Origin of the sequence: Flavobacterium degerlachei, assembly GCF_900106645.1 — a bacterium.
Lineage (GTDB): Bacteria > Bacteroidota > Bacteroidia > Flavobacteriales > Flavobacteriaceae > Flavobacterium > Flavobacterium degerlachei.
This window is the reverse complement of sequence record NZ_FNMV01000012.1, coordinates 72,604-84,934: the sequence shown is the minus strand read 5'-3', so window position 1 is coordinate 84,934 and position 12,331 is coordinate 72,604. Positions and strand designations below refer to the sequence as shown.

General features: G+C 31.1%; 12 protein-coding genes and 1 tRNA gene. 2 read left to right on the top strand and 11 right to left on the bottom strand.

What is annotated here, in order from left to right; all coding sequences use genetic code 11:
• The first annotated feature begins 44 nt into the window (after positions 1-44).
• Positions 45-401 carry a hypothetical protein gene (locus tag BLV91_RS12690; RefSeq protein WP_091433916.1) on the top strand — a complete coding sequence of 119 codons (357 nt, stop codon included), beginning with the start codon at positions 45-47 and terminating at the stop codon, positions 399-401.
• Here the strand turns inward: BLV91_RS12690 and BLV91_RS12685 are convergent.
• From BLV91_RS12685 to BLV91_RS12675, 3 genes are all read right to left on the bottom strand, one after another.
• Positions 398-1,156, bottom strand: coding sequence for a UDP-2,3-diacylglucosamine diphosphatase (locus tag BLV91_RS12685; RefSeq protein WP_091433914.1), 759 nt, complete (start codon positions 1,154-1,156; stop codon positions 398-400). The genes BLV91_RS12690 and BLV91_RS12685 overlap by 4 nt on opposite strands.
• A gap of 24 nt (positions 1,157-1,180) precedes the next feature.
• Positions 1,181-1,633, bottom strand: coding sequence for a 6-pyruvoyl trahydropterin synthase family protein (locus tag BLV91_RS12680; RefSeq protein WP_091090936.1), 453 nt, complete (start codon positions 1,631-1,633; stop codon positions 1,181-1,183).
• Positions 1,634-1,843: 210 nt separating this feature from the next.
• A complete protein-coding gene (locus BLV91_RS12675; protein WP_091433911.1) occupies positions 1,844-2,611 on the bottom strand; it encodes an enoyl-CoA hydratase/isomerase family protein in 768 nt (255 codons plus the stop codon).
• Positions 2,612-2,725: 114 nt separating this feature from the next.
• Here BLV91_RS12675 and BLV91_RS12670 point away from each other — a divergent pair.
• A tRNA-Ala gene (locus BLV91_RS12670) sits at positions 2,726-2,802 on the top strand.
• 107 nt (positions 2,803-2,909) lie between these two features.
• On the opposite strand, the gene BLV91_RS12665 is transcribed toward BLV91_RS12670, so the two are convergent.
• The 8 genes from BLV91_RS12665 to BLV91_RS12630 form a co-directional block, all read right to left on the bottom strand.
• Positions 2,910-3,314, bottom strand: coding sequence for a hypothetical protein (locus tag BLV91_RS12665; protein ID WP_091433909.1), 405 nt, complete (start codon positions 3,312-3,314; stop codon positions 2,910-2,912).
• A 38-nt stretch (positions 3,315-3,352) separates the two neighbouring features.
• Positions 3,353-4,453: a hypothetical protein gene (locus BLV91_RS12660; RefSeq protein WP_091433907.1), complete on the bottom strand. Its 1,101-nt coding sequence runs from the start codon at positions 4,451-4,453 to the stop codon at positions 3,353-3,355.
• A gap of 40 nt (positions 4,454-4,493) precedes the next feature.
• Positions 4,494-6,317, bottom strand: coding sequence for a DUF262 domain-containing protein (locus tag BLV91_RS12655; RefSeq protein WP_091433905.1), 1,824 nt, complete (start codon positions 6,315-6,317; stop codon positions 4,494-4,496).
• Positions 6,318-6,361: 44 nt separating this feature from the next.
• Positions 6,362-8,872, bottom strand: a complete 2,511-nt coding sequence (locus BLV91_RS12650) for a DEAD/DEAH box helicase (RefSeq protein ID WP_091433904.1) — start codon at positions 8,870-8,872, stop codon at positions 6,362-6,364.
• On the bottom strand, positions 8,869-9,819 hold the full coding sequence (locus BLV91_RS12645; protein ID WP_091433902.1) for a HamA C-terminal domain-containing protein: 951 nt from the start codon (positions 9,817-9,819) through the stop codon (positions 8,869-8,871). Before BLV91_RS12645 ends, BLV91_RS12650 begins: the two co-directional genes overlap by 4 nt.
• Before the next feature lie 187 nt (positions 9,820-10,006).
• The gene (locus BLV91_RS12640) at positions 10,007-11,284 is read right to left on the bottom strand and encodes a tyrosine-type recombinase/integrase (RefSeq protein ID WP_091433900.1); all 1,278 of its coding nucleotides are present in this window, start codon (positions 11,282-11,284) and stop codon (positions 10,007-10,009) included.
• 32 nt (positions 11,285-11,316) lie between these two features.
• On the bottom strand, positions 11,317-11,658 hold the full coding sequence (locus tag BLV91_RS12635) for a hypothetical protein (protein WP_091433898.1): 342 nt from the start codon (positions 11,656-11,658) through the stop codon (positions 11,317-11,319).
• Positions 11,658-12,248, bottom strand: a complete 591-nt coding sequence (locus BLV91_RS12630) for a hypothetical protein (RefSeq protein WP_139262328.1) — start codon at positions 12,246-12,248, stop codon at positions 11,658-11,660. The genes BLV91_RS12635 and BLV91_RS12630 overlap by 1 nt, the downstream gene beginning before the upstream one ends.
• Positions 12,249-12,331: the final 83 nt, after the last annotated feature.

Genomic DNA, 12,331 nt, shown 5'->3' with positions numbered 1-12,331 from the left:
GAATAAATCTAAATAATTATTATATTTGTTTCAAACGAATTACGATGCAAGAAATGAAACAGATATATTATAATGATGCAGGTACTTCTTTCTACTGGAGAAAAGAGAACGAAGTATTAACAGATAAAGTCCAATTGATTTTTAGAGAAACTGGTTTCTATTTCAGTCGACACGAACTGAAACTGTTTCAGTGTTGTATTCAAGAAAGTTACATTCTTAATAACTGTTGTGATGATTGCGTCCTAAAAAATGAATGCCACAAATTTTTACTAAAAACACCTTGTTCCCAAATTGATTTAGCCGTTTCCATGGAAGAGCTAAACTCGGTAAAAGACCTAGTAGAAGGTACTTTGTTTAAAATTAATCTAGATGATTATTTGAACGGTGAAGGAATGAATTAATTCTCGTACTTTTTGATCTCGAAAGTTTCACCATCGAAAACCCCATAAGTGAAATAATTGATCCAGTCGCCAAGATTGACATACTCGGAGTTTTCTCCTACGGTTACTTTCATAGGTAGATGACGATGACCAAAAACAAGGTAATTGTAATGTTTTGTTTCCAATTTTCTTTTGGAGTATAGAATCAACCATTCATTGTCTTCGCCAAGAAAGGTAATGTCTTCATCACCAGAAATCAATTTGTTTTTCACTGAAAGATATTGTGCCAGTCCTACTCCAATATCTGGATGTAGCCATCTAAAAAGCCATTTTGAGAATGGATTTGTAAATACTTTTTTCATGCGTTTGTAACCCATATCACCAGGTCCTTTTCCATCCCCATGTCCTACTAAAAAAGTCTTATCTGCAAAAGTATATTCCTGGTTATCATGAAAAACAGGAATGTTTAATTCTTTCTCGAAATAGTCTTCCATCCACAAATCATGGTTCCCTACAAAAAAATAAATAGGAATTCCGCAATCACGAATTTCGGCAAGCTTGCCTAAAACCCTAATAAATCCTTTGGGAACTACTGTTTTATATTCGAACCAAAAGTCGAATAAATCACCTAATAGAAAAATAGCTTCGGCATCTACTTTTACTTCGTCAAGCCAAGCGACAAATTTTTTCTCTCTTGGAAGACTCAACTCAGCCGTTGGCGCACCAAAATGCTGATCGGAGGCAAAGTATATTTTTTTATTATTAGGTAATTGCATGAAGCTAAAGTATGGGTTGTGAATTTACAAATTGTCGCTAGCGTACCATTCGGCAAAAGACGAATCTGTTTCTTGCAATTTTAAAGAAAAAAGTCTGATATCTGCCGGTAATCTACCAATTATTCTTTGGGCAAAATCAATTACCATATTTTCGCTTGTAGGCTGGTAATCTACCAAGATTACATGGTGTCCTCGGTTCTTTAATTCGTGCGCCAATTCCACATGCGGTGTGGTTTCGTTAAAAACAGTTGCATGATCAAATTGATCTACAATTTCTTCTTTTACTATTTTTTTCAAGTCCGTAAAATCGATAACCATTCCAAATTTAACATCATTTCGATTCTCGATTGGACTTCCTATAACGGTTACTGACAATTTATAACTATGTCCGTGAACATTTTTACATTTCCCATCATAACCATATAAGGCGTGACCGGTTTCGAAACTAAATTTTTTTGTAATTCTGATATTGCTCATCGAGATATAATTTTGTCTGCAAATTTAGTAAATTGACATGACAAATGAATTGGAAATATCGTCTTTCCTGCTACCTCTGATTTTTAGCCCTGATAGCAGCGGCATCTCCCGATAAGAAAAACAAGGCTTTTTAGCCGTAGTTTTTCTATATCGGGAATATAGCGGATAGCAGGATTAGCTCCTTAAAAAAAATGGAATAAGCTTTAAAAATTACTTTTTGAATTGTGCCAATGCATTTTTACAAAAGTCAGACAGTACTAATTGTCCTGATACGGCGGCTCTTTCCAATAAAAGACTGTCCCAATGATCTGTTCCTTCCCAAATCACTCTTTTCATTTCATCAAGGGCATGCGGGTTATAGGACGCCAATTTATTTGTGAAATGGGCCAAATCAATATCCATTTCTACTTGGTCTTGCAGCACTTTGGCGTAAAGTCCTTTTTGCTGGGCCCAATTGCTATCTTTCCATTCGTGTGCAGCCAAGGTCATTTCGGACATAGCGCTTTTCCCTATTTTACGACTTACGGCAGGCTCAATCACAAAGGGCCCAATCCCTATTGCTAATTCTGAAAGTTTTATTGAGCTATTGACCGTTGCAAAAGCGTAATCGCAGGCAGCGGCAATACCGACACCTCCTCCGACAGCTTTTCCGTGGATGCGACCCACAATTATTTTTGAACACTTACGCATGGCATTAATCAAATTAGCAAAACCGGAGAAAAAAACAGTCCCTTCCTCTTGGTTAGACACGGCCAAAAGCTCATCAAAAGACGCTCCTGCACAAAATGCTCCTGTACCTATACTTCGCAAAACGATTACTGAAACGTCACCATTACCACTCAAAATATTAATTTCAGAGGTCAAGGAATCTAATAAATTACGTGGAAATGAATTGCTGGCTGGATGTCCGAATTCAACGGTAGCAATTTTATTTTGGATTGTAATAGTGAGTGAACCATTTGGGTCTTGTGCTGCCATTTTAGTAGTTTTTATGTAAAGTTAAAAATATAAATAGGAAACGGTACATTTTTGCACAATTTGAAGATTGTTTTTAGAAACATCTCTTTTTTATACTATATTTGCGACACTTCTGGGGGATTAGCTCATTTGGCTAGAGTGCTTGCCTGGCAGGCAAGAGGTGACGAGTTCGAATCTCGTATTCTCCACCAGTAAAATCAAGCCTTACAGAAATGTAAGGCTTTTTTATTTTATCTAAGTGCTCTTTTAGAGTGCACTTTTAAATAATTTTTTAAAATTATTATACTCAATCCCTTAATTAGTCCTCTTCTACATTTCCATTTATTGAAACCCAAAAATGTCTTATGCCTAAGCCTTTTAAAAATGGCGTTAAATTTCCAATAGCCCTTTTAATTTCAAAATCATCAGGGTGTGCAATTGCAAAATTAGATTTTGGATGTCGATATTTATCATCTAGAATTTTCACTATTGCCTTTCCGAAATGAGTTTTAATTTGTCCACTATCGAAAAATGTTCTTCTTTTCGTTGGAGAATCATCATTAGCACGTGCACCTTTGACTTCAATATAAAGTTTCTCATCATCTTTTACAGAAACAATGTCGCAACCTCGTGTTTGTCCCAAACAATAACTTTCTATCTTCCAACCATTCTTTTCAAGATGTGATATTAATATTTTTATAGTCTCATCTTCTGTCAGCTTCATGTTTGTGTAGTGTGTTTTATAATTGTCTTCAAAAAATATTACTTTTTATTTTTATGAAATGTACTTAACCTACCATTTTTCTCGATATGAAAAGTATAATAATCTCCTTCAAAATATAGACTTTTATCACCATAACGACTATATCGCCCATCAGGATTTTTCACAAAGAAATCCTGTATTTCCTTATCCACTTGTTCAATAACATTTTTTATTACTAAAAAAACATCCTCTTCTTTCCACTGAAAATTGTCTTTATGTTCAAAATGCTTATTTATTTTCATTTCTTCAACGTGTCTCATATAAATGTGTAAAAAACCGTCAATGTCAATATAAATGATTTTAGCAGTATTGTGACTTAGTTTCCTGTCAGTAAAGCCATCTACTTTAGCAAATAACTCAACGGCTTTACCAATATTTAGTTCAGCAAGTTTTTTTATACTACTACCTGCTTGCTGTAAATAGGTATCCAAAATATCAAAATTTCTTTTATGCTTTTTACTAATCAATAATCCTAATTGTTTTTTCTCTTCTTCATTAATTTCTTCCCGCATCATTTTTATAAAAAGAAATTGATATTCAACTTCTTCTTTTAAAGTCATTCCTCCTTCGTAAATTTCATTAACTTCATCTTCGGTTAATTCATCGGGTTCATAATAAAGCTTCCCTCCTAAATAGAAGTTTCGTTCATAAGGAGTAATTCCTATATTATCTCTAACTAAACGCTTTGTAAAACCGTACATCCAATCAAAATCACGTCCCTTTGAGTGCGTTTTCATTGGTATAGAAGTCTTTTTTATTTCTCGAATTTCTTTTGAATGAAAAGTATTAGCTCTCTCATGATTAAAATATAGTATTTCCAAAATGTCATCAGAATTTATTCCCTCTGAATTAAGTTTTTTAATTTTATCATCAGATAATTCTAATCCCAAAAATTTAGCTTTGGCAAAACCACTTGTATTAAACTCTCCTTCCGATATTAATTTATCTAACGCTAAACGTTCTTTTTGGGTATAAGTGAATACTACAGTAACATGTCTTCCATAGGTCTTAAATGATTCTGATTCAGGATGGAATGTAACTGTAGCAGTTTTATCTCCTCTTCCAACCAAAACATAAATTTCTTCTAATGTATATTTCATAGGATATTTATTTGTCAAAATAATAATTGAGATAGTTAACTTACGTAATCTGCTTAATTTTTAATGATAATTCAATTTTACGCTTAGTAATAAATTGCTTAAAGTTGGAAACATCTAAACTAATTCCTTGAGGAATAATATGAGATTGCAAATCAATATGATTTGCAATCACCCAATCTTTCAATAGCTTTGCATTTTTACTTCCATTTAAGGTGCTATTTAGCATTTGTAAATTTAATATGCTATTCCAATTATTTGCATCTTTAAAGAAGTCCAAATCAGCTGGTGGAATTACTGAAATATTTTTATCAATTTTTCTAAAAAAATCAGCATTATGCAGATGGTCTTTATGTGTATCTTGATTGAAATAATCTAAATGAGGATATAACAATGATAGTATTAAAAAAGCTTCATTAGATTCATACTGCGTTTTGAGTAGTTCATCAATAAAAGCATCGTCAAAAGTTAAATTTTTAGAGGGGTCTTTTGCAAATTCTCCAACGATTTCATCAAAAGGAAAAGAAACTGTCTTCAAGGAATTGAGTAATTTCCTTTTCTCATTTACTGATGTTAATGGGTTTTGCAATAGCAAAATTATTTTTTCGGTTTTTTTGTGTATAACTTTTCTAATTTTTGTCAATACATTATCAGATTGACCTCCAAAAACACCTTTCAATAAAGAAATATGAAGCCATTTCTGAATTAATGCTTTATCTTCTTTATGTTTGAGTGGATGATTAATTTCGTCCGTAATTCGTTTTTGATAAATGAAGTAAATAATTGGTATCATTGCATTTTTGGCTCTTAATGTATAATTACTCAAGCCAAGATTAGCAATGAGCTCAAAACCTGCAATGATTGCTCTCTTGATATCAGGCCAATGTTCTTCAAAATTTATGACATTAGCTTTATCAAAATTTTTGATTTGAAACTTGATATTATCATTTAACAGAACCAAACAAGTTTTAAGTACAAAATCTTTATTAATTTGAAATTCCCTTCCTCTTACAGCAAATACTTGATTTATGATGTCTGGTATCTCTTTTCTTGCATCAAGCTTTTTCCAACTTGCAGTGATAATTGACATTAATAAATCAGAGAATGAGAGAGCTTCTCCACCACTATTTGTTCGTATAAAAATATCTAGTACTGTCGATAATTCCTGATTACATTCTAAGTAATAGTTAATTAATGGTCTTTCATGGATTACTGCCCATAGCTGTCTAATTGTTTCTTTTGTGAATTTATCACTTAACCAACCATTCGTTTCAATATAGTCGTCTAAATCATTCCTGTTTTTAACAGTCATTATTTCCCCAACTTTATACCACTTCCGAAATGGTTGATGCTTTGCGTGCCATTGGATGTCATAATGTGTTAAAAATTTAAAATCATATTTCATCTTCTTATCATTATCTTCAGGCATTTCTGAATTAAGGTCTAAATACAAATGTCTTGTAGGCAAAGAATCTTCATCATTTCTCCACCACTTCTTATATCCCTTGTATGCATATGAACCTTTGAGACCAATATAAATACTTGTCAGTCTTTGTTGTCCATCAATAACAGCAAAGAAATCGTCATGACCTTTTGTTTCGAACTCAGGATTTAGTTCATTATATTTTTGACGATACTTTCTAAGAAATTCATAAAATTTTAAATTGTTTTTAATGGAAGGCTCTGTAACCTGCCAGAGCATAAAAGAGTTGATAGGGTAATCTCTCATAATACTGTCAAACAGTACTTCAATTTTTTCAGTCCCCCAAACAAACTGTCTTTGTAGCGCAGGCAATAAATACTCACGTTTATCAATTTTATTAATGGCATTCTTAATTGTTATTGCCTTTTCAAATCCACTTGTCATTTAATATGTTGTTTAGTCATTACTATCGCTTGAAAAGTATAATGCTATTTCACTAATACTTTTTCAATATCCTGAATCATAATTGGGGATAAATCCAATTTATTTAAGTCGGCATTTTTTAACCACTCCAAACTTTCCAATTTACTTAAAGTAGTATTAGTGATAAATTCCGTTAATGCAATTACTGTATTCCTACTAAGTCCTAGTGAAAGAAGAGATAATTGAGTTGTTTGAGAGACACCAAATTCCAACCATAAATTCAAATCGGGAATTCTTTCAATTAAATCTGCTCTATTAATAGATTTTAAAAAATATTTCAAAATGTCAATATAACAACTTGACTCTTTTGCAAATCTAAATCTTGCAAAATTTTCGACTTCTTCCATTGTGTCCCGACAAACTTTATCAATAGAAATATTTGGTTGTTTTTTTCTATATGAATTGTAAGAACTGCTTATTAGATATGAAAGTGGCTTTCCAGACATCCAATTAATTAATAAAATAGCTCTAGAAGCATTCAATATAGGAGGGAATGCTGCTAACGTTTTTCCAATTCTCCCAATGAGTTTAATATATTCTTCATAACTATTAACATCTTCGGGATAAACTGGTATTAAATCTTCTAATTCATTAACTTTTGTTTCGAAATAATCTAATAACTCTTGCTGAGCAATTGGTGAAATACCAGGATTTCTAAAAATTATTTGGTTCGGAATTTCTATGGACTGTCTTATTAAATCAAATTGAGTAATCAACTCTGAGTTAAAATTGGTGTCGCCAATTAATTTTCCTTTCAGATATTTAGAATAATAGTAACTAAATGCAAATTCAAATTCTTGATTGTTTTCCGCTTCTTCTCTAGGGCTACCATCCTTAATATATTTTAATAATTCTGGTGCTTTATGCTGTTCCAAGAAATCTAGAGCCTTTTCAATTTTTTGCTTCTTTTTGTCGGGTGACGGTCTTATTCCCCACTCATTAGGTTCAATACATATAATATTACCGCTGAATTCTTTACCCCATCTTCCTGCTCTTCCTGCTAAATTCCAAAAGTCATTTTCATTTAATGGTTTCCCCTTTCCTCTAGTTGGCTTTCTAATAAAAACTGCCGTTGCAGGCAAATTAACTCCTTCAAGTAAAGTTGAGGTGCAAACAAGATATTTTATTTCATTTTCTTTAAAAAGCCTCTCTATTTCTTGACGAACTAATAAAGGCATGTTTCCGTAATGGAAAGCTATTTTATATTCAAGTACCTTACTTAATACATAGTCTCTATGAATTGTAGTTTTAACGAGTTTTATAAGCTCTTTGACTTCTGTACTACTAGAATCCTTAGCTACTAATTCAGTTAATATTTTTGCAAATTTTTCAGATTCTGCTGCACCATTTGAATAAATTAAATTACCGCTATTTCCGCTAGAAATAGCAGAAGTAATTAATGCTATTTTCTTCGCTTCATTTGTGGGCCTATCATCTAATTCTATTACTCCAATTTTAATTTTATCCTCTTTTAAAATTAGCTCAATCTCCCATTCTTTGGGCTTTCCCTTTAATTGAGTTACATAAAGTAAATTTTGATTAACAGCTACAAATTCAGTATTAATAGTTTCTTTTGATTGAGATGTCCCGATGTTTTCTAAAAGAATTTCAGGGTTTGAAGTGAATGGACTCGAAAAGAATAATCTTACTTCGGGGTTTAAATCGATTACTTCTTCAATTTTTCTTTGTAATAGGATACCTCTATTACTATTATCAATTTTATGCGCCTCATCCACAAGTAAGAAATCAATTTTTGTATTTTCAGATTGCAAAAGATACCAATGAAGTCTTTCCTGTGTAAAAACATAAAGATTCGTTTCTCCATTCTCAACGGATTGTAGAGGAACAGTTGTTAAATTTACGTTTCCAATGTTATTCTTTTTTAAAAGAATTCTCAAATCATCCTCTACTTGACTAATTAATGCCCTAGTTGGAACAATATAAACAATATTAACACCCTTTCTTTTTAGTTCTTCAAGTAATAATTGATATAAAATAAAAGATTTGCCAGAAGATGTAGGTGCTGAAATACTAATTGAATTATTAATTTTTGACGAATCGAAAACTTTTTTCTGAAATCTATTTAAAGAAATAACACTCTCGTCTATTAAAATTGAATGTTCAATTTTTATTTTGTTGGTTTGTAATTTGAACGGAAGAGGCAAATCATCTTCATAATTACTTTTAATTAAGCCCCTTTTTACTGCGAGCTTTAATGCTGGAATATTTGTTAAGTTTTCTAATATTATTACAGATGCTGTTTTTTGATTTTCATTTGGATTGGTATTCAAACAAGTTTGTGCGATTCTCAATGCCGCCTCTAGGTGCTCACTTGAATCTGAATAACTCAAAACACTAGCTATACCTAATAAATTATTCCAATTTATTTGTTGAGTTATTACTTCAACATCTTCTTCCCATTTTAGATTTTTTATCGTATTGCAAACTGACAATGCTAAAACAGCCCTGTATTGCCTTTTAAAGCTTTCAAGATTAAAAATTTTATGAGCTATCATTTAGCTATAGCCTTTAGGAAATGAGTTCTAAAATCCTGTACCGATGGAAACGGAATTAAGAATAGATGAATTTCAAATTTTTCCAAATTAACATGATTTTTAATTTGAGTACCTGAACTGACTAACCAATTACTAACTTCTTTTTCAAAAGTTTTGATTAGTTCTTCTGTCGTTTTTTCCAAAGGAGAAGTTGGATAATGAGAAGAATTAAATCCGACAAAGCAAACCCCTTTATATTTAAGTTTATTTGATAAATCATCATTCAAATCAAAGTATCTGACCAAAATATCTTCAAGTTCAGGATTATTAATATTCTCAGAAATATTACTTGTTATTAAATGTAAATCCCTCGTTTGCGTTGAATCATGACCATAAGTGTCTAGTAAAAATGATTTTAAACTTATAAAACAATTTCTTAGACCTGAATACATTGTTTGTTCCATTTTGGATTCTCCCCAATACAAAGATAAAGAGTCATCCAATTTGTCATATTTAACATGAATTCCATCAGCCCCTTGATAATGTAATTGCCCAGATGTTTTTAACGACATTTTGCTTATTAGTTGAGGTAATTCCAAAATTTCTTGAACCAATATATATAGTAACATCTCACCAAATTCACCTGTTTTTTCTAAATCGGTAAATAGTAGTTTTGCTCTTTTTCCAAGTTCTAAGATTTTTGAAGTCGAGCCTGTTTTAAGTAATTGTTCTTTAGCTTCATCTTGCAATTTCTTGGGTATAGAATAATCAATTAATTTTGTTGTTACGAATTCTATTAAATCATTAACTCTTGGGTTGCCTTGCGCATCTAGTTTTAGACCATAACAATAAGCTTTTGCATTCGTGCCACTGATATCAAGATTAATGCCTATAGTTTCAATTCGGGAAAATATTTCGCCCTCTCCTTTTATGAGTAAGTTTTTAATAGAATCTTCAATCCAACTCATAGTGTTTTCATATTTCTTAATTGTTTTGTATCTTATAAATAACTCTAGAGCTACCAATTTCAAAAACCTTACGAAATATAAAATAAATTAATGATTTAATATATTTTAAACACACAATGTTTTTTTCAAATATATTAAAAATTCCTACGGAATAGAAATGAAAACCATTTCTAATTCTCAGAAAAGATTATTTATCAAAATAGCCAAACCCAATCCTATTAATCTCTTTTACGACCTGAACTTTATCAATATAATTGTTCAGCGTTACTTTAGCGGACCTTTGATATCCCAGAGATTCAATGAAACCAGTTTTAGTATGCAATTTAGTTAAAAATGTTTTTCTTAAATGCTTAATACTAAAATCATCAGAAAGTCCTGCTTTCTTTCTAAAAAAAGTAAACGAATGGCTTATTTGAGTTTTCAGCGTTTTTCTAGAAATATCATAATCATCGGCAATCAGATATTTATCAGCACCTAAATGTTTTTTATACTCCAATCTATTCAATAAGTTTTCTAACTCAGTTGAGGTTGGAATCATAACTTTTTTAGGGGCTTTGGTATTATTCCAATTATGAGCCCTTTCAAATTTTAAATCTGTTCCAACTAAATGTTGAATATTTCCATCATTATCCAAAACGATATCGGAAAACTTTAAAACCATGGTTTCTTCTATTCTCATTCCTGTGTAGGCAACTAACTCAATAGCATCTTTCGTATAAGGTCTGTACATGTTTTTTCTTCGTCCATTTGGATGTATTTCAATAGAGTTTTCACATGATATCACTCCTAATAATTTTTTGAAATCATCATCCTTAATGCTAGTTGGATTCATACTTTCATATTTCAATTTTATTTTACCAAAATAATTTGGAATATTGAAGCCTTTATGGTTAATTAAAAAATTATTAAAATTCTTTAATGCCTTAGTATTGTGATTGTGAGTAGATGCCATTTTGCATGTCTCATCTAAATAATCATAGTATTTCCCAACGATAGCATCATTCAAATCATAGATTTTAAACTTGTTGAGGTCGAATTTATTATTTTCTAGAAACTTACTAAATCTTACAATATACTGAACTGTCGTTGTTATATAGCCACTTGAACGAGGTCTTTGTTGATGCCTAGGGACATCAACATTTTCAAGCCAATCGGCAAACATCATGATACAATCCTTAAGTAGTTCTATTTTAACCTCAACTTTTGGAACCTTAACACTAAACCGAATTGGATTCGACAATTCATGTTTGAATTCAAGCAGTTCTTTAATTGCATCATCATACTCCAATGCCTTCAAATCCCTCGTTTTTCGACTTCCATCTTGTCTTAGTATCGCTTTATACTTCTGCCTGTCAATTGGATGCTTACAGCCTTTATATGTGTCTTGCGAGACCTCTATTAATTTGTTGCACTTCTTGCATACAATATGCAAACCAGTAAATTTTTTGTATTTCAATATTTTCATAGTTTGTAAATTAGATTTAATGCGAGTGTAATTTATTTAAGTGACCCACCAAATAGTTTTAAGGATAATTTACCTTTTGGAACATATCCCGTTTTTTCAACTGATTTAGTTGAGTCTATCATTTTGTGCAATTCATTTTTTTTGTAAGCATGGTAAAAATCCTCCCAATTATCACCATGCTTTAATTTTAAATCTTTTATCAATGGCATATTAAATACTAAATCAAATTCGTATTGATACGCAAATTCTCCTGATGAATCCTTATATACTTTTAGGAAATTTCCTTTACACCATTTTCTTGCCGTTCGAATGTCTTTCTTATTTATTTGCTTGGTTATCTCATTCAAATAAATTCTAGGTAAAGCAAAAAACATTATTGAATTATTTTATTTTCTTCGTTGAAATAAAACCAATCTCCTTTTTTTAAAGAATTATGTAAGCTATCAATACTACCAAAATAACTAGATTCAGAAATTTTAAACATACACTCCAATAAATCGGCTTCTGATGAAGCCCAAATACTCTTATTACCTCCTTCAAAATCATGAACATAAATTATATAATCAAGATTAAGCCCTAAAGCGACAATATAAAAATCATCTAGAGGACCTCGTTCAGAATTCCAAATGATTGGCACATGCTTTTCTGTTTCATCAGTTATTTCTAAAATTTTTGCTTTTGGGGAAATTCTATTAAATGATTCATAATTACTATCATCCGTCTGCCAAAACAAATCCACCTTAACTAATAATTTCAAGAATTCTACATTAGACAAACTATCTAATTTATATTCTAAATCATCGATATCAACATTCCATTCTGATTTTAAAGCATAACCACTTTCCATCAAATCATCCGTTATGTTAATTCTCCATTCTATCGGTTCTAAATCAATAACAACCCCATTAAGACAATCGCAAATCATATTAAACTCATTCTCTGCTAACACTTCTAATTTTTTCATATTTTTATTTATTTTAAATTTTAAACAATAGAAATCCTTACCCAATAACATGAGTTTGAAAATTTCATTTTTTTTACTTTGAT

Bases quoted from the DNA above. Each gene is read 5' to 3' on its own strand.
- BLV91_RS12655 (WP_091433905.1), bottom strand. From the start codon at position 6,317: ATGACAAGTGGATTTGAAAAGGCAATAACAATTAAGAATGCCATTAAT.
- BLV91_RS12690 (WP_091433916.1), top strand. From the start codon at position 45: ATGCAAGAAATGAAACAGATATATTATAATGATGCAGGTACTTCTTTC.
- BLV91_RS12635 (WP_091433898.1), bottom strand. From the start codon at position 11,658: ATGTTTTTTGCTTTACCTAGAATTTATTTGAATGAGATAACCAAGCAA.
- BLV91_RS12650 (WP_091433904.1), bottom strand. From the start codon at position 8,872: ATGATAGCTCATAAAATTTTTAATCTTGAAAGCTTTAAAAGGCAATAC.
- BLV91_RS12665 (WP_091433909.1), bottom strand. From the start codon at position 3,314: ATGAAGCTGACAGAAGATGAGACTATAAAAATATTAATATCACATCTT.
- BLV91_RS12675 (WP_091433911.1), bottom strand. From the start codon at position 2,611: ATGGCAGCACAAGACCCAAATGGTTCACTCACTATTACAATCCAAAAT.
- BLV91_RS12660 (WP_091433907.1), bottom strand. From the start codon at position 4,453: ATGAAATATACATTAGAAGAAATTTATGTTTTGGTTGGAAGAGGAGAT.
- BLV91_RS12680 (WP_091090936.1), bottom strand. From the start codon at position 1,633: ATGAGCAATATCAGAATTACAAAAAAATTTAGTTTCGAAACCGGTCAC.
- BLV91_RS12640 (WP_091433900.1), bottom strand. From the start codon at position 11,284: ATGAAAATATTGAAATACAAAAAATTTACTGGTTTGCATATTGTATGC.
- BLV91_RS12630 (WP_139262328.1), bottom strand. From the start codon at position 12,248: ATGAAAAAATTAGAAGTGTTAGCAGAGAATGAGTTTAATATGATTTGC.
- BLV91_RS12685 (WP_091433914.1), bottom strand. From the start codon at position 1,156: ATGCAATTACCTAATAATAAAAAAATATACTTTGCCTCCGATCAGCAT.
- BLV91_RS12645 (WP_091433902.1), bottom strand. From the start codon at position 9,819: ATGAGTTGGATTGAAGATTCTATTAAAAACTTACTCATAAAAGGAGAG.